General features: G+C 73.3%; 18 protein-coding genes and 1 tRNA gene. 7 read left to right on the top strand and 12 right to left on the bottom strand.

Features of this window, described 5'->3' with window-relative positions; genetic code table 11:
* Positions 1-26: 26 nt before the first annotated feature.
* The 8 genes from def to ACFQ79_RS28545 all read right to left on the bottom strand — a co-directional run bounded on the left by def (position 27) and on the right by ACFQ79_RS28545 (position 7,465).
* On the bottom strand, positions 27-662 hold the full coding sequence (def, locus tag ACFQ79_RS28580; protein ID WP_383588879.1) for a peptide deformylase: 636 nt from the start codon (positions 660-662) through the stop codon (positions 27-29).
* Between the two features lie 67 nt (positions 663-729).
* Positions 730-1,710, bottom strand: a complete 981-nt coding sequence (locus ACFQ79_RS28575; RefSeq protein ID WP_055600922.1) for a hypothetical protein — start codon at positions 1,708-1,710, stop codon at positions 730-732.
* A 79-nt stretch (positions 1,711-1,789) separates the two neighbouring features.
* Positions 1,790-3,082, bottom strand: coding sequence for an HD-GYP domain-containing protein (locus ACFQ79_RS28570; protein WP_383588877.1), 1,293 nt, complete (start codon positions 3,080-3,082; stop codon positions 1,790-1,792).
* Complete coding sequence (locus ACFQ79_RS28565; protein ID WP_383588915.1) at positions 3,079-4,485, bottom strand: HD-GYP domain-containing protein; 1,407 nt, start codon at positions 4,483-4,485, stop codon at positions 3,079-3,081. Before ACFQ79_RS28565 ends, ACFQ79_RS28570 begins: the two co-directional genes overlap by 4 nt.
* Positions 4,486-4,635: 150 nt before the next feature.
* Positions 4,636-4,959: a mycothiol system anti-sigma-R factor gene (rsrA, locus tag ACFQ79_RS28560; protein ID WP_383588875.1), complete on the bottom strand. Its 324-nt coding sequence runs from the start codon at positions 4,957-4,959 to the stop codon at positions 4,636-4,638.
* Positions 4,956-5,612 carry a sigma-70 family RNA polymerase sigma factor gene (locus ACFQ79_RS28555; RefSeq protein WP_030207302.1) on the bottom strand — a complete coding sequence of 219 codons (657 nt, stop codon included), beginning with the start codon at positions 5,610-5,612 and terminating at the stop codon, positions 4,956-4,958. Before ACFQ79_RS28555 ends, rsrA begins: the two co-directional genes overlap by 4 nt.
* 241 nt (positions 5,613-5,853) lie before the next feature.
* Positions 5,854-6,513 (bottom strand): alpha/beta family hydrolase, encoded by a 660-nt coding sequence (locus ACFQ79_RS28550; protein ID WP_383588913.1) that lies wholly within the window; start codon positions 6,511-6,513, stop codon positions 5,854-5,856.
* A gap of 136 nt (positions 6,514-6,649) precedes the next feature.
* Positions 6,650-7,465, bottom strand: coding sequence for an SOS response-associated peptidase (locus tag ACFQ79_RS28545; protein WP_383588874.1), 816 nt, complete (start codon positions 7,463-7,465; stop codon positions 6,650-6,652).
* Positions 7,466-7,514: 49 nt separating this feature from the next.
* Between ACFQ79_RS28545 and ACFQ79_RS28540 the strand changes: the two genes are divergently transcribed.
* The 4 genes from ACFQ79_RS28540 (at position 7,515) to ACFQ79_RS28525 (ending at position 11,012) form a co-directional block, all read left to right on the top strand.
* Positions 7,515-8,204: a M50 family metallopeptidase gene (locus tag ACFQ79_RS28540; protein ID WP_383588872.1), complete on the top strand. Its 690-nt coding sequence runs from the start codon at positions 7,515-7,517 to the stop codon at positions 8,202-8,204.
* Between the two features lie 20 nt (positions 8,205-8,224).
* Positions 8,225-9,580: a 3-phosphoshikimate 1-carboxyvinyltransferase gene (aroA, locus tag ACFQ79_RS28535; protein ID WP_383588870.1), complete on the top strand. Its 1,356-nt coding sequence runs from the start codon at positions 8,225-8,227 to the stop codon at positions 9,578-9,580.
* A gap of 3 nt (positions 9,581-9,583) precedes the next feature.
* On the top strand, positions 9,584-10,597 hold the full coding sequence (rsgA, locus tag ACFQ79_RS28530) for a ribosome small subunit-dependent GTPase A (protein ID WP_073912175.1): 1,014 nt from the start codon (positions 9,584-9,586) through the stop codon (positions 10,595-10,597).
* A 91-nt stretch (positions 10,598-10,688) separates the two neighbouring features.
* Positions 10,689-11,012: a multidrug efflux SMR transporter gene (locus tag ACFQ79_RS28525; RefSeq protein WP_209496723.1), complete on the top strand. Its 324-nt coding sequence runs from the start codon at positions 10,689-10,691 to the stop codon at positions 11,010-11,012.
* Here ACFQ79_RS28525 and ACFQ79_RS28520 read toward each other — a convergent pair.
* A complete protein-coding gene (locus tag ACFQ79_RS28520) occupies positions 10,904-11,557 on the bottom strand; it encodes a TetR/AcrR family transcriptional regulator (protein WP_383588868.1) in 654 nt (217 codons plus the stop codon). The genes ACFQ79_RS28525 and ACFQ79_RS28520 overlap by 109 nt on opposite strands.
* 121 nt (positions 11,558-11,678) lie before the next feature.
* Between ACFQ79_RS28520 and hisN the strand changes: the two genes are divergently transcribed.
* Both hisN and ACFQ79_RS28510 read left to right on the top strand, forming a co-directional pair.
* Complete coding sequence (gene hisN, locus ACFQ79_RS28515) at positions 11,679-12,488, top strand: histidinol-phosphatase (RefSeq protein ID WP_383588866.1); 810 nt, start codon at positions 11,679-11,681, stop codon at positions 12,486-12,488.
* Between the two features lie 183 nt (positions 12,489-12,671).
* Positions 12,672-13,058, top strand: a complete 387-nt coding sequence (locus ACFQ79_RS28510) for a cyclic nucleotide-binding/CBS domain-containing protein (protein ID WP_383588864.1) — start codon at positions 12,672-12,674, stop codon at positions 13,056-13,058.
* A 61-nt stretch (positions 13,059-13,119) separates the two neighbouring features.
* Here the strand turns inward: ACFQ79_RS28510 and ACFQ79_RS28505 are convergent, their stop codons facing one another.
* Positions 13,120-14,571: a catalase gene (locus ACFQ79_RS28505; RefSeq protein ID WP_383588862.1), complete on the bottom strand. Its 1,452-nt coding sequence runs from the start codon at positions 14,569-14,571 to the stop codon at positions 13,120-13,122.
* Between the two features lie 131 nt (positions 14,572-14,702).
* On the opposite strand from ACFQ79_RS28505, the gene ACFQ79_RS28500 reads away from it, so the two are divergent.
* On the top strand, positions 14,703-15,122 hold the full coding sequence (locus ACFQ79_RS28500) for a Fur family transcriptional regulator (RefSeq protein ID WP_383588859.1): 420 nt from the start codon (positions 14,703-14,705) through the stop codon (positions 15,120-15,122).
* A gap of 109 nt (positions 15,123-15,231) precedes the next feature.
* Here ACFQ79_RS28500 and ACFQ79_RS28495 read toward each other — a convergent pair.
* Positions 15,232-15,305: transfer RNA gene (locus tag ACFQ79_RS28495), tRNA-Met, on the bottom strand.
* Positions 15,306-15,377: 72 nt separating this feature from the next.
* Positions 15,378-17,354, bottom strand: coding sequence for a tetratricopeptide repeat protein (locus ACFQ79_RS28490; protein ID WP_383588856.1), 1,977 nt, complete (start codon positions 17,352-17,354; stop codon positions 15,378-15,380).
* Between the last annotated feature and the right edge of the window lie 254 nt (positions 17,355-17,608).

Below are 17,608 nucleotides of genomic sequence, written 5' to 3'. Positions count from 1 at the left end.
GGCCCTTCACGTACGCGTACCGGAGATCAGGCGTTCGGCACCGTCTCGTAGCGCGGGGTGCCCTCCTCCATCTGGCGCAGGGCGTCCTTGCGGTCCCGCTTGGAGAGGCGGTCGATGTACAGGTAGCCGTACAGGTGGTCCGTCTCGTGCTGGAGGCAGCGGGCGAAGTAGCCGGTGCCCCGCACCTTGATCGGGTTGCCCTGGGCGTCCCGGCCGTGGACCTCCGCGTAGTCGGGGCGGGCCAGCTCGGCGTAGGCGGTCGGCACCGAGAGGCAGCCCTCGTTGGACTCGTCGAGGACGCGCAGCTCGGCCGGGAGCTCCTGGAGGACCGGGTTGATCACGACACCGGTGTGCCGGACGCCCTCGTCGTCGGGGCAGTCGTAGACGAAGACCTTGAGGTCGACACCGATCTGGTTCGCGGCGAGGCCCACGCCCTCGGCGGCCTTCTGGCTCGCGAACATGTCGTCGATGAGCGCCGCGAGCGAGTCGTCGAACTCGGTGACGTCCTTGCACTCCTTGTGGAGCACCGGGTTGCCGACCACCGTGATGGGGCGGGCGGTGCCGCGCTCACGGTGGGCGAGCTCGCGTGCCTCGCAGTCCTCCGTGTCCACGACGAAGCCGTCGTTGACCACCGTCTGCTCGTCCGTCTCCTGCTGCGCCATGTCCGGCCGCGCCTTCCTGAAAACCCGATTCCGTCGAGAGACAGCCTACGGGCCCGGCGGGGAAGCCTCAGCAGACCTCTTCGAGATCCCGCCACTCACGGCTGTCGGGGCTGTCCGCCACCCAGCCGTCGAGGAGCCCGCGCACCAGGCCCGCCGGGGCCGCGATGCCGCACTCCCGCTCCGGGACCCACAGCTCGCCCGGCGAGCGGTGCCCGAGCGGCCCGGGGTGGCCCGGCTCGCTGTGGTCGTGCGGGTCGGAGTGCTCGCCCTCGCCCTCGGCGCTCGGCATGGTCGACTCGGAGCAGGCACGACAGAGCAGCCGTACGGAGGACGACCAGTCCTCGGCGGCGAAACCTGCTTCCGCGGCGAGCTGCTCCAGCGCGTCCCGGTCGGCCTCGGTGGCCGCCTCCAGGAGGACCACCCAGGTGGGGACGGGTGAGGGGGCCCACAGCTCGATCTCGTCGAAGACCGGGTAGGAGGGGCCGGCGGTGGTGGTGCGCTCGCCGTTCGGCACGCCGTCGTGGAGGACGACCTCGCCCCAGCGGCGCCCGGAGGACGGCAGCGGGATGGAGAGGACCTCGATCCGGGCCGGGTCGAGCCGGCGGCCCCACACGACCTCGGCCTCGCCCTCGGGCGACAGCCGGACGGCGGCGCTGCCCAGCTCCATCCCGGCGGGCTCACCGGTGCCCGCGGCGGCTCCGGGGACCTTCAGTCCGTAGGCCTGCCAGGCGCGGCGGGCCAGCGGCCAGTCCTGGAGCGCGGTCGCCGCGATGCCCACGTTCCACCAGTCGGGGGCGCCGCTCTCCTTGTCGAGCAGCGCGACGGCGCGGAGCCCGGCGGCGCGCGCCTGCTCCCAGTCGTGCCGGAACTTGTGCAGCAGCGCCAGGTTGAACCAGGACTCCGAGAGCCAGGGCTCCAGGTCCGCCGCGCGCGTCAGGAGCGCGCCCGCGTCCTCGTACCGGCCGTCGCCGATCAGCGTGAACGCGCGGTCGGTGGCCTGCCGCCATGAGGCGGAGGGCCGATGCCGTACCTTCCCGAAGATCTTCACGATTCCCGCCTGCCGGTCGCTTCACCCTCTTGTTCGCATCCAACCATGCCCGGTCGGACGCGCGCTCATTACCCATGGGTTACCCAGTCGCGACGGAGGTCACCCCAGCCGCTCCGCCCCGCGCCAGGACCCTGGCCAGGCATTCGACGACATCCGGGTGATGATCGCGGGCGGTGCCGAGCCTGAGCCGCTCCAGGGCGTCGAGGGCGGCGCCCGCGCCCTCGCCTCCCGCGAGATCGTCGTAGGCGTTCACGGTCCGGACGATGCGGGCGGGCAGCGGCTGCTCTCGGTACGGGTCGGCCTGGCGCTCAACGACGACGGCGACGGCCTCGGGGACACCGGTCATGCGGACGACCTCGGCGCCGAGGAGGGCGATCCGGCGCTGCTCCTCGGCAGGCAGGAGGGCGGTGGCGCCGCCCGCGACGGGGTCGACGAGGGAGAGCTGGCCGATGTCGTGCATGAGCGCCGCGTGCTCCAGGACGGCCAGCTCGGTGCCGGAGAGGCCCAGCTCGCGTCCGACGGCGGCGCTGAGTGCGGCCACCCGGCGGGTGTGGCCGGGCGGGGTGCAGCCGGCGATCTCGGTGGCGCGGGCGAGCGAGGCGATGGTCTGCCGGTTGACCGTGCGCACGGCGGCGTACCGCCGGAAGGAGACCTGGGTGAGCAGCAGCGGCACGGCGAGCACGGGCAGCGCCCAGAGCCCGGCGGCGGCCACGCCGAGCGCCATCACGGTGCCGGTGGCGCCGACGGCGGAGCCGATGCCGAGGAGGGCGCGCAGTTCGTCGCGGAGGAGGGGGCCGTACGGGAACCCCGTGCGGGCGCGGAGCACGAGGGCGGCGAGGACCGCGTCGCACAGGGCGGTCAGGACGAGCAGCAGGACGAGGAAGAGGGCGTACGCGGGGCCCTGGCCGAGGTGCTCGACGACGGCCCCGGAGTTGTAGAGGGGCTGGAAGCAGAGCGCGGCGAAGCCGACGGTGAGGATGCGGCGGGCGATGTGGTCGAGGCCGGGCCCGCGGCCCCGGGCGATGTGGGGGACGATCCCGGCGAGGCCGGCGGCGACGACGACGGCGACGATCTGGAGGACGCCGTGGGTGGTGGCGGTCCCGGCGCTCGCCCCGAGCAGCGCGTAGGCGAGGGCTCCGGCGGCGGCGAGCGGCGCGGGCTCCCGCCCCCCTGGCGCCTCGTGCACGGGAGGTGCGCCGGAGCCGGGTGCGGCGCCCCAGCGGGCGAGCTCGCCGAGGACGATGAGGGTGCCGAAGGCGAGGGCGTTGCCGGGTTCGTCGACGCCGTACCAGAGGGTGGAGGCGAATCCGGCGAGGCTCAGCAGGAGTGCGGCCCCGTGCACGGCGCCGACGGTGACGGCGCCGGGCCTCATGCGCGCTCCTTGGGCCTGGTCCCGGGTGCTTCCGGCCGCCGCGCGGCCTCGGTCTCGCGGGGCGGCGGCACGTTCCCGCCGGCCGGGCCCGGGGGTGCGGTCTCGTCGGCGGTGACGGCGGGCTGCCAGCCGTGCCGCTCCAGGGCGCGGACGAGGGCGGCGACCATCCGGGTGTCGAACTGGCTGCCGGCGCAGCGCTCCAGTTCGGCGACGGCGGTAGGCACCGGTCGGGCCCGGCTGTAGGAGCGGGTGGACGTCATGGCGTCGAAGGCGTCGGCGACGGCCACCACCCGGGCGAACTCGGGGATCTCCTCGCCGCGCAGCCCGTACGGGTAGCCGCTGCCGTCCATGCGTTCGTGGTGGTGGAGGATCGCGGCCCGCGCCTCGCCGAGGAAGCCGATGCCGCGGACCATCTCGTGTCCGTACTCCGGGTGCAGTTCGATGACCCGGCGCTCCTCGGGGGTGAGGGGGCCGTCCTTGCGGAGGACCCGGGTGGGCACGCCCAGTTTGCCGACGTCGTGGAGGATGCCGGCGAACCGTACGACGTCGAGCCGTTCCTCGGCCATGCCCAGCTCGCGGGCGATCAGGACGGAGGCGTGGCCGACGCGTTCGCTGTGGCCGCGGGTGTAGCGGTCCTTGATGTCGACGGCCTGGACGAGGGCGCGGATGGTGGCCTGGTGGGCGGCGCGCTCACGGTGGTACTGGGCGAAGACCCAGCAGGAGATGTACATCGGGAGGAGCACGAAGAGGGCCGACACGGGGCCGTACGTGCTGCGCCAGAGGACGGCCATCATCAGTCCGGCGAGTCCGTGCACGGCGTGCGGGGCGAGCGCCCGGCCGAGGAGGCCGCGCCAGGCGGCCCGCGGGGGCAGTCCGTCGGCCGTCGCCCGGATGCCGCCGTCGAGGGCGGTCAGGACCAGGCAGAAGGTGAGCGCGGCGGCGCCCGCGGGCAGCAGCGCGTAGGGGAAGTCCGGGGCGTCGTGAGCGTGTCCGAGGGCACGGGCGCAGCTGAGGGCCTCGGCCGCCCGGGCGGCGGCCCAGGTGGCGAGGGCGGTGGCGGCGGCCCGCCAGGCGCGCCGGGGGGCGGCCGGGGGTTCGTCGACGCGGGCGAGGAGGCTGCCGGGCAGCGCGGTGAGCGCGGCTGCGGCGGGCGGCAGGAGGAGGGCGGCGGCGAGGAGGACGGGGAAGAAGGAGCCGGTGCCCATGGGGACGGAGCCGCCGGTCGCGCGGCCGAGGAGGCGGCAGCGGGCGGGCAGTTCGCAGAGCGCGTACAGGGCGGCGAGGAGCCCGACCGTGCCCCAGGGGGTGGCCGCGCCGGGGCGCAGGGCGGGCAGGACCGAGGCCCCGGCGCCCAGCAGGGCGCAGCCGATGTACACGCGGGCCGCGCGCGGAATGACCTTCACGCCCATCATCCCCGTCACGGTAGCGAGTGGGGCGGCCCGTGACGGCGCGGTGGAGCGGATTCGCACCATCGGGTGATACAAGCTGATATACGCAGGAGGCCGCCGCGATCGCGTCGCGACGGCCTTCTTCTCCCGCTGTGGGAAGGGGAGTTACTCCTGGGGCGCCGGTGCCGGCGTCGTCGGCACGATCGGCGCGATCTCCTGCTCGGGCACCAGGTGCCCGGAGCGGATCAGGTCGATCCGGCCCATGACCTTGGACCGCAGGTCGGTGGGGACGTCGTCACTGCCGCAGCAGCGCTTGACGAGCTTCTTCACCGCCTGCTCCAGGCCGTACTTCTCCAGGCACGGGGAGCACTCCTCGAAGTGCACCTCGAACTTGGTGCAGTCACTGTCGGGCATCTCGTTGTCGAGGAACTCGTACAGATGATCCAGGACTTCCGAGCAATCCGTCTCGTGCGGCTCTCCGCAGCTCATGAGCCCGAGCCTTTCAGATCGTTCGACGACTCTCCGGCGCCCGCGGGTACCAGCCCGCGGTCGCGGGCGTAGTCCTCGAGCATGCCGCGCAGCTGGCGGCGACCCCGGTGCAGCCGGGACATCACCGTACCGATGGGTGTCCCCATGATGTCCGCGATCTCCTTGTACGCAAAGCCCTCGACATCCGCGAGATAGACGGCGATGCGGAACTCCTCGGGAATCGCCTGGAGCGCTTCCTTCACGTCGGAGTCCGGGAGGTGGTCGAGCGCCTGCGACTCTGCGGAGCGCAGACCGGTCGACATGTGCGACTCGGCGCGCGCGAGCTGCCAGTCCTCGATCTCCTCGGCGGCGCTGCGCTGGGGCTCGCGCTGCTTCTTGCGGTACGAGTTGATGAAGGTGTTCGTGAGGATGCGGTACAGCCAGGCCTTGAGGTTCGTACCCTCGCGGAACTGGTGGAAGGATCCGTACGCCTTGGCGTAGGTCTCCTGCACCAGGTCCTCCGCGTCCGCGGGGTTGCGCGTCATGCGCAGCGCGGCCGAGTACATCTGGTCGAGGTAGCCGAGGGCGTCCCGCTCGAAGCGCGCGTTGCGCTCCTCGGTCGTCTCCTCGGGGCCGTCGTCGGTCCCTGTGTCGGTCCCAGTGACCGGACCCACCTCCTCCAGCGCGGCGGCGAGCCCGAGGGCGGACCCGCTCGTTTCGGAGGATAGACGAGGAACCGCTCCGCCCGCCGCCCGAATCCGGGCTCCCTTGGGCGCGGGAAGCACTGTCCAGTCGAGGTCAGCGGCCTGCGCGCGCTCCGGGCAGATGGTCGAACCCATGCGAAGGACTCCCTCTTCTTGCTCTCACACCGACGCACGGAACAACAGTGGTCCCCCGCTCGGCATTCCCGGTCCGTCAGCGGAGGGAGAGGATCCATTCGGCGACCCCGTCCGCCAGGAGCGCCATCGCCTCGTCCGGCCCCAGCGGCGCCCGTTTGGGCAGGGCGAGGCCGTGGTCCCCGTACGGGATCTCGACGAGGCGGTACGGGCCTTCCGGGAACTCCGCGGGCCGCCCGAAGGGGTCGTTGCCGCCCTGGACGACGAGCGTCGGCAGCCCGCTGCCGAGGAGTTCGTCGGCCCGGGACCTCTCCGGCCTGCCCGGCGGGTGCAGGGGGAAGCTCAGCGCGAGGACGGCGAGCGCGCCGAGATCCCGCCCGGTGCGGCAGGCGACCCGGGCGCCGGCGCTGCGGCCGCCCGCGATCACCGGGAGCCCGGGCCGGGCGAGGGCCGGCCAGAGGCCGCGCCAGCCGGTGTCCAGGGTCTTGGGTGCGGGCGCGACCTTCTTGCCCGCCACCCGCCAGGGCTGCTCGACGAGGGCGACGGTCACTCCCCGGGCGGGCAGCGCGGCGGCCAGGGCCTGGAGGTCGCGGGCCTCGATGCCGCCGCCGGCACCGTGGCCGAGGGCCAGGACGGCCCACGGCTTCGTCCCCGTGGCCCTCTCGGGCCCTTCGGCCCCCTCGTACCAGGCGATGCGGGCATCCCCGGCTTCGGTGGAAACGGTCTCGTACTGTGTCACGTCGGTCACGCTCCCATCCTGCCGTCCGGAAGCGCCCGGGACGGCCTCGGACGAGGCGGTCCCGGACGCGGCGGTCCCGGACGCGGCGGTCCCGGACGAGGTGCTCCCCGAAGAGGCGCTCCCGGAAGAGGCCGTCTCAGAAGAGCGTGGCGACCTCCGGGCCCTCCAGCTCCGTCAGGAGCTCGGGCCCGTTGTTGCGGACGTTGCTGACCGCGGTCGCCACCGGGTAGGCCCGCATCAGGCCCTCCGGCGGCGCGGCGAGCAGCCCGCGCAGCTCCTCCGGCCGCGTGGTCGCCGGGTCGAGCCAGGCGTCCCAGCGGTCCTCGGTGAGCATCAGCGGCATCCGGGGGTGGATGTCGGCGAGCGCGTGCGGGCCCTCGGCCGGGGCCACGCCCAGCGGCCCGGTCTCCGCCTCGGTGGTGATCACCGAGCAGGTCACCCACCAGGCCAGGGGGTCGCCGTCGGGCCGGGTCCGGTCGCGCCAGAACTCGTAGAGCCCCGCCATCGCGAAGACCGAGCCGTCCGCGGGCGTCACGAAGTACGGCTGCTTCCGCGGCCGCTTCTTCTTCCCCTCGACCTCCAGGTCGCGCTCGCCCGCGCCGGTCACCCACTCGTAGTAGCCGTCGGCCGGCAGGATGCACCGGCGGGACGAGAAGGCCCGCTTGAAGGAGGGCTTCTCGTCCAGGGTCTCCGCCCGCGCGTTGATCATCCGGGCGGCGCCCTCCGGGGTCTTCGACCAGGACGGGACCAGTCCCCATCTCAGCGCGCGCAGCTGGCGAACCGGACGCGGGGATCCTGCGTCTTTCAGAGGACGCTCCAGAACGGCCCAGACCTCCTTGGTGGGGGCCACGTTCCAGTCCGGGGCCAGAGTCTCCTCCGGCTCCCACTTCTCGATCCCGAAGAGGCCGACGAGGTCCTCGGGCCGCCGGCTCGCTGCATACCTTCCGCACATACGTGCCACACTGCCACGATCCCCGACCACCCGAGGAGCGGCCCGAAAGATGGACCTCGACCTCTTCAGCGCGCAGGCCGCTCCGGCCGAGTGGCTGGTGATCGCCACCGGCGTCGCCGCCCTCGCCGTCACCGTGCCCCGCCGCACATGGCTGCTCGCCCGCAACGCGATCACCATCGCCCACGAGGGCGGCCACGGCCTGGTCGCGCTCGCCACCGGCCGGCGCCTCGAAGCGATCCGGCTGCACTCGGACACCAGCGGGCTGACCGTGAGCCGCGGCCGCCCGACCGGCCTCGGCGTGGTCCTCACCCTGGCCGCCGGCTACCCCGCGGCCCCGCTGCTCGGCCTCGGCGGCGCCGCGCTCCTCGGCACCCATCGGGTGACCCTGCTGCTGTGGGTGGCGACGGCCCTGCTGCTCGCGATGCTCGTGATGGTCCGCAACGCGTACGGGATCCTCACCGTCCTCCTCACCGGCGCCGCCTTCCTCCTCGTCTCCTGGCTGGCCTCCCCCGAGGTGCAGTCGGTCTTCGCGTACGCCGTGGTCTGGTTCCTGCTGCTCGGCGGCGTCCGCCCGGCCTTCGAGCTCCAGGCCAAGCGGCGCCACGGCGGCGCCCCCGACTCGGACGCGGACCAGCTCGCGCGGCTCACCCATGTGCCCGCGGGAGTGTGGCTGGTCTTCTTCCACGCCGTCGCGATCTCCGCCCTGATCGGCGGCGGGCGCTGGCTCCTGGGCTTCTGACTCCCCCGTACAGTGATTCCATGACCGCAGCCACCTCCGCGCACACCGACCCGCCCACCGACCTCTGGCCCGCCCCGTATGCCCGCGGCGCCGTCGACGCGACCGTCACCGTGCCCGGATCCAAGTCGGTCACCAACCGCGCCCTTGTCCTCGCCGCGCTGGCCTCCGAGCCGGGCTGGCTGCGCCGCCCGCTGCGCTCCCGCGACACCCTCCTGATGGCCGAGGCGCTCCGTACCCTCGGAGTGAGGATCGAGGAGACGGTGTCGTCCAGCTCCTCCGTCGCGGGCGGCCCCGAGGGCTCCGGCGAGGCCTGGCGGATCATCCCCTCCCCGCTGCGCGGCCCCGCGGCCGTCGACGTCGGCAACGCCGGCACGGTCATGCGCTTCCTGCCCCCGGTCGCGGCGCTCGCCGACGGCCCGGTGCGCTTCGACGGCGACCCCCGCTCCCACGAGCGCCCGCTGCACGGCGTGATCGACGCGCTGCGCGCGCTCGGTGCCCGCATCGACGACGAGGGCCGCGGCGCCCTCCCCATGACGGTGCACGGCGCCGGCGGTCTGGACGGCGGCACCGTCGAGATCGACGCCTCCTCGTCCTCCCAGTTCGTGAGCGCCCTGCTGCTCTCCGCGCCCCGTTTCAACCAGGGCGTCGAGGTGCGGCACGTGGGGTCGCGGCTGCCCTCGCTCCCGCACATCCGGATGACGGTCGACATGCTGCGCGCGGTCGGCGCCCAGGTCGACGAGCCGGAGCACGGCGGCGCCCCGAACGTCTGGCGGGTGGCCCCCTCCGCGCTGCGCGGCCGGGACCTCGTCATCGAGCCCGATCTGTCGAACGCGCAGCCCTTCCTGGCCGCGGCCCTGATCACCGGCGGCCGTGTCACGGTCCCGGACTGGCCGTCGCGAACCACCCAGCCCGGTGACGCGCTGCGGGAGATCTTCACCGAGATGGGTGGCTCCTGCGAGCTGACCGAGGCGGGTCTGACCTTCACCGGTACGGGCCGGATCCACGGCATCGACGTGGACCTCGGCGAGGTCGGCGAACTGACGCCCGGCATCGCGGCGGTCGCGGCCCTCGCGGACTCCCCGTCGACCCTGCGCGGCGTCGCCCATCTCCGGCTGCACGAGACGGACCGGCTGGCGGCGCTCACCAAGGAGATCAACGAGCTGGGCGGCGACGTGACCGAGACCGAGGACGGTCTCCACATCCGCCCGCGCCCGCTGCACGGCGGCGTGTTCCACACGTACCACGACCACCGCATGGCGACGGCGGGCGCCATCATCGGCCTCGCGGTCGAGGGCGTGGAGATCGAGGACGTGGCCACGACGGCGAAGACCTTGCCCGACTTCCCGAGGATGTGGACCGAAATGCTCGGGGCCTGAACCATGCGGCGTTACGGCAAGCACACCGACGAGGACGACATCCGCCAGCGGCCGAACCGCAAGGGCACCCGTCCCCGCACCACGATCCGCCCGAAGCACGAGGACGCCGTCGAGGGCATGGTCCTCACCGTCGACCGCGGCCGGCTGACCGTCCTGGTCGACGACCGGGCGGTCACCGCGATGAAGGCGCGCGAGCTGGGCCGCAAGGCCGCCGTGGTCGGCGACCGCGTCTCGCTCGTCGGCGACCTGTCCGGCGAGAAGGACACCCTCGCCCGGATCGTGCGGATCGGTGAGCGCAGCTCGGTGCTGCGCCGCACCGCCGACGACGACGACCCGTACGAGCGGGTGGTCGTCGCCAACGCCGACCAGCTGGCCATCGTCACCGCCCTCGCCGATCCCGAGCCGCGCCCGCGTCTGATCGACCGCTGCCTGGTCGCGGCGTACGACGGCGGCCTCACCCCGCTGCTCGTCCTCACCAAGTCGGACCTGGCCCCGCCGGACGACCTCCTCGACATGTACGGCGCGCTCGGTGTGCCGTACGTGGTGACCACGCGCGACGAGTTCGTGGACGGGGTCGCCGCCGAGCGGGTCCACGAGCACCTCAAGGGCCGGACCACCGCGTTCGTCGGGCACTCCGGCGTCGGCAAGACGACCCTGGTCAACGCCCTGGTCCCGCCGGAGCGACGGCGGACCACCGGTGTCGTCAACGCGGTCACGGGCCGCGGCCGGCACACCACCACCTCCGCGCTGGCCCTGCCGCTCAACGACAAGGAGGGCGGCTGGGTCATCGACACCCCGGGCGTCCGCTCCTTCGGCCTGCACCACGTGGACCCGTCCCGGGTCATCCTCGCCTTCCCCGACCTCGTACCGGGTACGGAGAACTGCCCGCGCGCGTGCAGCCACGACGAGCAGGACTGCGCGCTCGACGCGTGGGTGGCGGAGGGGCACGCCGATCCGGCGCGGCTCGTCTCGCTGCGCCGGCTGCTCGCGACCCGGGAGCGGCGCGAGGGCGACTGAGCCCCGACGTTTACGGACGTCCACGGCAGGTAAGTGCATAATCGCACCAAGTGCGACGAAGCAGTCACCGACGGCGTGGGAGGCACTGACGATGGCGTGGCTGCTGGTGGTGGTGGCGGGCTTTCTGGAGACGGGGTTCGCGGTCTGCCTGAAGCTCTCGCACGGGTTCACCCGGCTGTGGCCGACGGTCGCGTTCGCGGCCTTCGCCCTGGGCAGCTTCGGCCTCCTCACGCTCGCCCTGCGGAAGCTCGACGTGGGCCCCGCGTACGCGGTGTGGACCGGGATCGGGGCGGCCGGGACGGCGATCTACGGAATGATCTTCCTCGGTGACGTGGTCTCCACGCTCAAGCTCATCTCGATCAGCCTGGTCATCGTCGGCGTGATCGGGCTCCAGCTGTCCGGCTCGGCGCACTGACCGTCCGTCCGCCACCCCTCCAGGGTGGGGATCGTGGGCGCCACGACATGACTGAGGGCCAGCCGGACCGCGAGTTCACAGCCCACCGCCCACCGCTCCTCCGCGCAGGCCACGGTCGCCGCCACCAGATCGCCGGGCGCGGGCGGCCCCTCGTCGGCACGGCGCTGCGCGGGGACGGCCGCGGGGCGCGCGCCGGGCCTGGCGGGCCGGGGCGCGGGCAGCCGCTCGTCCCAGGCACCGGTGAGCAGGGCCCGCAGTACGGGCCGGGAGGCGGCCCGGGTGACGATCCACTCGGCGACGGCGACCAGGTTCCGCTCGGGCGGGGCAGGGGCGGCGAGCAGTCGCCGGACGCCGTGGAGATAGGCGTCGGCCTCCCGGCGCGCCAGGGCGCGGGCGAGGCCCTCCTTGCTGCCGAACTCGTTGTAGAGGGTCTGCCGGGAGACCCGGGCGGCCACGGCGAGGTCGGCCATGCGGACGGCGGACCACGGCCGGTGCACGAGCGCGGCGAGCGCGGCGTCGAGCAGGGCCTCGCGGGCAGTCGGCATCGGCGCCTCCCGGACCGGGGAATCGTTTCCGTGCTCAGGGTCGGCAGGCGTTCCGGCACTGTCAAGGGGCGGCGGTGGACGGTTCTCCGTGCGGGGATCACACGGAGATAGAGTGCCGACCATGGCCGATTACCACGATGATCTGCGTCTCGCCCATGTCCTCGCGGATGCCGCCGACGCGGCCACCATGGACCGGTTCCAGGCGCTCGACCTCAAGGTCGAGACGAAGCCGGACATGACTCCGGTGAGCGAGGCCGACAAGGCCGCCGAGGAACTGATCCGGGGGCAGCTCCAGCGCGCCAGGCCGCGCGACGCGATCCTGGGCGAGGAGTACGGCGTGGAGGGCACGGGCCCGCGCCGCTGGGTGATCGACCCGATCGACGGTACGAAGAACTATGTGCGCGGGGTGCCCGTCTGGGCGACCCTGATCGCGCTGATGGAGGCCGGGGACACCGGCTTCCAGCCGGTGGTGGGCGTGGTGTCGGCCCCGGCGCTCGGCCGGCGCTGGTGGGCGGCGAAGGGCCTCGGGGCGTACACCGGCCGCAGCCTCGCCTCGGCGAGCCGGATCGGGGTCTCCAAGGTCTCCTCCCTGGAGGACGCCTCGTTCGCGTACTCCTCGCTGAGCGGCTGGGAGGAGCAGGGCCGCCTCGACGGTTTCCTGGACCTCACGCGCGCGTGCTGGCGGACGCGGGCGTACGGCGACTTCTGGCCGTACATGATGGTCGCCGAGGGCTCGGTGGACATCTGCGCGGAGCCGGAGCTGTCGCTGTGGGACATGGCCGCGGTGGCGGTCGTGGTCCAGGAGGCGGGCGGTACGTACACGGGCCTGGACGGCCGGCACGGTCCGCACAGCGGGAACGCGGCGGCGTCGAACGGTCTGCTCCACGGCGAGCTGCTGAGCTACCTCAACCAGGAGGACGCGGAGGGCTGATCGCCCCGCCGCACCCGGTCTCACGCTGACGTTCGAGCGCCCTCGGCACTCCCCGGGGGCGCCTCGCGCGCCCCCTTGTCGGCCCCCTCCCCCGGTGCCACTCTGAGAGTCCCCCCACTTGTGAACTTGTGAATCCGTTCTCGTTGAAGGCGGGAACGTTTCACCAAGGAGGTGGCTCCGCCCATGCTCGTCCGCGACGCCATGAGCACCGTGGTCCTCACCATCGGCCCCGCACACACCCTCCGACAGGCCGCCCGGCTGATGGCGGCGCGCCGCGTCGGCGCGGCCGTCGTCCTGGACGGGGACGCCGGGCTCGGCATCCTCACCGAACGGGACATCCTCAAGTCACTGGCCCGCGACCAGAACCCCGACACCGAGACCGCCGACTCCCACACCACCCACGACGTCGTCTTCGCCGCCCCCACCTGGACCCTGGAGGAGGCGGCCGAGGCCATGACCCACGGCGGGTTCCGCCACCTCGTGGTCCTCGACGACCACGGTCCCGTCGGCATCGTCTCGGTCCGGGACATCATCCGCTGCTGGATCCCGCTGCACAGCGTCGCGCGATGACGCGGGAGCGGGCCGGAATCCGTACGGAAATCCGGCCCGCTCCCTCTTTCGGCAGGCGCCCTCAGCCGCGCAGGGCCTGGATCGCGGCCTCCAGCCGCTTGCCGAAGTCTTCGTCCGCCCGGCGGAAGTTGCCGATCGCCCGCTCGGCGATGTCGTCGCGCGAGACCTTGGCGATGAAGCCGGCCAGGTTGTCGACCAGACGGCCCCTCTCGCCCTCCGACATCAGCCGGTAGAGATCGCCGGCCTGCCTGAAGTCGTCGTCCTCGGCGTGGACGGCGGCGGCGTGGTTGCCGGTGGCGCCGGTGACCGGCGCGGACTGCCACAGCGGCCGGTCCGTCTGGGACGGGCCGCCGAAGGAGTTCGGCTCGTAGTTCTTGGCGCCCTTGTGGCGGCCGTCGTAGAGGAAGCCGTCACGGGAGTGGGTGCGCGCCTCGGTGGCGTGCGGGCGGTTCACCGGCAGGTGGTCGGCGTTGATGCCGACGCGGTAGCGGTGGGCGTCGCCGTAGGCGAAGAGCCGGCCCTGGAGCATCTTGTCCGGGGACGGGCCGATGCCGGGCACGAAGTGCGCCGGGCTGAAGACGGACTGCTCGACCTCGGCGAAGATGTTCTCCGGGTTGCGGTTGAGCTCCAGGGTGCCGATCTCGATCGGCGGGTAGTCCTCGTGCGGCCACACCTTGGTGAGATCGAAGGGGTTGAAGCGGTAGTGGGCGGCGTCGGCCGCGGGCATGATCTGGACCTGCACGGTCCAGGTCGGGAAGTCGCCGCGCTCGATGGCCTCGCGCAGGTCGCGCTGGTGCGAGTCCGGGTCCTCGCCGGCGAGCCGGTTGGCCTCGTCCTGGGTGAGGTTCTTGATGCCCTGGTCGGTCTTGAAGTGGTACTTGACCCAGAACACCTCGCCGGCCTCGTTGTTCCACTGGAACGTGTGCGAGCCGTAGCCGTTCATGTGGCGGTACGAGGCGGGGATGCCGCGGTCGCCGAAGAGCCAGGTGACCTGGTGGGTCGACTCCGGGGAGAGGCTCCAGAAGTCCCAGACGTTGTCCGCCTCCTGCGAGCCCGAGTACGGGTCGCGCTTCTGGGTGTGGATGAAGTCGGGGAACTTGATGGCGTCCTTGATGAAGAACACCGGGGTGTTGTTGCCGACGAGGTCGTAGTTGCCCTCCTCGGTGTAGAACTTCAGCGCCCAGCCGCGCGGGTCGCGCACCGCGTCGGCCGCACCGAGGTTGCCCGCGACCGTGGAGAAGCGCAGGAACGTCTCGGTCCGCTTGCCGACCTCGGAGAGGAACGCGGCCCGGGTCCACCGCGAGACGTCACGGGTGAGCGTGAAGGTGCCGTAGGCGCCCGCACCGCGCGCGTGGACCACGCGCTCCGGGATGCGCTCACGGTTGAAGTGGGCGAGCTTCTCGAGCAGGAGCTGGTCCTGGACGAGGACCGGACCGCCGACGCCCGCCGTCTCGCTGTTCTGGTTGTCGGCGACCGGCGCGCCGGCCTCCGTGGTGAGCGGTCCCTGCGTCACGTGCGCCTCCTGCGTCCTGTCCTGCCCTGCCTGCCGTACCAGATCCTACAATGGACATTGTCTAAGTCAAGTGAACATCCAAAGTCACACCTGTTCGGGAACCCGAAGCCGCGACTGTTACCCTGACCCCCATGAGTGACCTGTTGGAACGACTGCGCGGACGCGGCTGGCGGATGACCGCGCAGCGACGCGTCGTGGCCGAGGTCCTCGACGGGGATCATGTGCACCTGACCGCCGACGAGGTCCACGCGCGCGCCGTGACGCGACTTCCCGAGATCTCGCGCGCGACCGTCTACAACACGCTGGGCGAGATGGTCGTCCTCGGCGAGGTCCTCGAGGTCGCGACCGACGGACGCGCCAAGCGCTACGACCCCAACGCCCACCGGCCGCACCAGCACCTGGTCTGCGGCCGCTGCGGCGCGATCCGGGACGTCCACCCGGCCGGCGACCCGCTGGCGGACCTGCCGGACGCCGAGCGCTTCGGCTTCACGATCTCGAACGTCGAGGTCACGTACCGCGGCATCTGCCCGAGCTGCGCCACCACCGCCTGACAGAGGCCCCCGCTCCGGCGGGGGCCTTCTCCGTGCGTCCCGCACTTCGACGCACACACGACGAAGGCCCGGATCCAGTGACTGGATCCGGGCCTTCGCTGCTACTGAGTAGCGGGGACAGGATTTGAACCTGCGACCTCTGGGTTATGAGCCCAGCGAGCTACCGAGCTGCTCCACCCCGCGTCGGTAAACCCGACTCTACGGGACGCCGCTCGACCAGCGCAAATCCATTGATGCGCGGCCCTCACGCCACCCTCACGCGGTCAGCTCCTGGTGCAGTGCCTCGCTCAGCCGTGCCGCCCGCTCCGCGACCTCCGCGGGACCCAGCTCCACCGCGCGGGCGCACCAGCGGCGCCCCTCGGTCAGCTCCCCGCGGCGCGCCGCGAGCAGCGCGAGCCGGAGCGCGGCGCGCCCGTGACCGGCCCGGGCGGCCCGGGTCCACCAGAGGGCGGCCTCGCGCTCGCTGCCCTCGCGGGCGAGCAGCAGCCCGAGGTTGAAGGCGCCGTTGCGGCTGCCGGCCTCGGCCGCCTCGCGGTACCAGCGGTCGGCCTCGGCCAGGTCGCCGCGCCCGGCGGCGAGCATGCCGACCCGCACCTGGGCCCGCCGGTGGCCCTGCTGGGCGGCCCGCTCGTACCACTCCTCGCACTCGCTCTTCTCCTCCCGGGGCGCGCCGAGGACGGCCGGGCCCGGGTCGGGGCGACGCGCGTCGAGCACCGAGGCGAGCCGGAAGGCGGCCTCGGCGCTGCCGCCGCCGGCCGCGCAGCGCAGGTGCCGCTCGGCGGTCCGCTCGTCGCCGTCCCGGAGGGCCGCGATGCCGACCTGGAGGGCGGCCTCGGTGTGCCCGGCGGCCGCCGCCCGCTCGTACCAGACGAGGGCCGTACGGTCGTCGTCACGGCCCGCGTGGAGGATGCCGAGGTTGAACGCGGCGTCGACGCTGCCCGCCTCGGCCGCCTTGGAGAACCAGGGCTCGGCACCGTTGGCGTCGCCGGCCTGGAGGAGCAGCACGGCGAGCGCGTTGGCCGCCTCGCGGTGGCCCGCGTAGGCGGCCCGGCGGTACCACTGCTCGGCCTGCGGGATGCGGTCCTGGGCGGCGCAGAGCAGCCCGAGGTTGTAGGCCCCGTTCACGTCGCCCGCGTCCATGGCGGCCCGGTACCAGCGCTCGGCGGTCTGCTGCTCGCCCCTGGCCGCGTGCAGCGCTCCGAGGGCGTTGGCGGCGTTGCCGTCGCCGTCCTGGGCGGCGCGCAGCCACCACACGGCGGCGCTCTCCTCGTCGCCCGCGTCGCGGAGCAGGAAGCCGAGCGCACAGGCGGCCTTGGCCTCGCCCTCCTTGGCGGAGCTGAGGTACCAGCGGCCGGCCTCCTTGAGCTCGCCGCGGTGCTCCAGGATCGCGCCGAGGTGGAGCGCGGCGCGCCGGTGGCCGCGCGCGGCGGCCTGCCGGAACCACTGCTCGGCCTCGGTGGGCTCGCTCCCGGGCTCGCCGACGGCCCGCCCGGCCGCGGCGTCGGTGCCCGGGGCGGCGGCGGGCGCGCCGGTGGGCACGAGCGCGCCGGTGCCGGGCACCCGGAGCCGGGTGCCGGTGTCGTGCGGGCCGCGGGTGGTCTCGGTGGCGCGGCGCTCCAGGGCGAGGGCCAGCCGGTACGCGGCCTCGCGGTGGCCCTGTTCGGCGGCGGCGCGCAGCCAGCGCTCGGCGCCGACGTCGCTGCGGTGCTCCAGGAGGTCGGCGAGGGCGTACGCGCCGAGGGCGTGGCCCTGCTCGGCGGCCTGGCGCAGCCAGTACTCGGCGGCCGGCTCGTCGCCGCGCTCGCGGTGGTGGCGGCCGAGTGCGTGGGCGGCGGGCGCGGAGCCGGCGACGGCGGCGACCCGCCACCAGCCGGCGGCCTCCTCGGCGTAGCCGCGCTGGTGCAGCAGGACCCCGAGGTTGTTCGCGGCGGCCCGGTCGCCCTCGGCGGTGGCACCGCGCAGATAGGGCTCGGCGCCGTCGAGGTCGCCGCGGCGCAGCAGCAGCGCGCCGAGCGCGCTCATCGAGGCGAGGTCGCCGCGCTCGGCGGCACGCCGGTGGCGGGCCTCGGTCTCGGTCTCGTTCTCGGTGTCGGCATCCGTCTCGGCGGTGGTGTCGACGGCCGCATCGACGGCCCCCACTGCCTCGATGATCTCGTCCGCGGCGTTCCTGGCATGCCGCTGCACAAACCGCCCTGTCTCCAACAGAGTTGCCCTGTCCCCCATAAATACCATCGTCGCACCACCCGCAACCCGAGCACACCTGGTATACCGCAGCCAGTGAGGTCACTCAGCGTTTTGTCGACATGCCCACAGAGAGACAAGTCAAACACGACTCACGCCAACTCGCCCCTTCCCTACCGCTCTTCGAGCCCCCCGCGCACGCCGACACACGACGAGGGCCCGGATCCTTATGGATCCGGGCCCTCGTCCTCTGAGTAGCGGGGACAGGATTTGAACCTGCGACCTCTGGGTTATGAGCCCAGCGA

This window comes from Streptomyces sp. NPDC056480 (genome assembly GCF_042795405.1).
Lineage (GTDB): Bacteria > Actinomycetota > Actinomycetes > Streptomycetales > Streptomycetaceae > Streptomyces.
Note: the sequence above shows the minus strand (reverse complement) of the source record. Positions and strands in the feature narration are given on the sequence as shown.

Bases quoted from the DNA above. Each gene is read 5' to 3' on its own strand.
- ACFQ79_RS28500 (WP_383588859.1), top strand. From the start codon at position 14,703: ATGAGTGACCTGTTGGAACGACTGCGCGGACGCGGCTGGCGGATGACC.
- def (WP_383588879.1), bottom strand. From the start codon at position 662: ATGGCGCAGCAGGAGACGGACGAGCAGACGGTGGTCAACGACGGCTTC.
- rsrA (WP_383588875.1), bottom strand. From the start codon at position 4,959: ATGAGCTGCGGAGAGCCGCACGAGACGGATTGCTCGGAAGTCCTGGAT.
- ACFQ79_RS28545 (WP_383588874.1), bottom strand. From the start codon at position 7,465: ATGTGCGGAAGGTATGCAGCGAGCCGGCGGCCCGAGGACCTCGTCGGC.
- ACFQ79_RS28510 (WP_383588864.1), top strand. From the start codon at position 12,672: ATGCTCGTCCGCGACGCCATGAGCACCGTGGTCCTCACCATCGGCCCC.
- ACFQ79_RS28520 (WP_383588868.1), bottom strand. From the start codon at position 11,557: ATGCCGACTGCCCGCGAGGCCCTGCTCGACGCCGCGCTCGCCGCGCTC.
- rsgA (WP_073912175.1), top strand. From the start codon at position 9,584: ATGCGGCGTTACGGCAAGCACACCGACGAGGACGACATCCGCCAGCGG.
- aroA (WP_383588870.1), top strand. From the start codon at position 8,225: ATGACCGCAGCCACCTCCGCGCACACCGACCCGCCCACCGACCTCTGG.
- ACFQ79_RS28570 (WP_383588877.1), bottom strand. From the start codon at position 3,082: ATGAGGCCCGGCGCCGTCACCGTCGGCGCCGTGCACGGGGCCGCACTC.
- ACFQ79_RS28540 (WP_383588872.1), top strand. From the start codon at position 7,515: ATGGACCTCGACCTCTTCAGCGCGCAGGCCGCTCCGGCCGAGTGGCTG.
- hisN (WP_383588866.1), top strand. From the start codon at position 11,679: ATGGCCGATTACCACGATGATCTGCGTCTCGCCCATGTCCTCGCGGAT.
- ACFQ79_RS28525 (WP_209496723.1), top strand. From the start codon at position 10,689: ATGGCGTGGCTGCTGGTGGTGGTGGCGGGCTTTCTGGAGACGGGGTTC.
- ACFQ79_RS28490 (WP_383588856.1), bottom strand. From the start codon at position 17,354: ATGGTATTTATGGGGGACAGGGCAACTCTGTTGGAGACAGGGCGGTTT.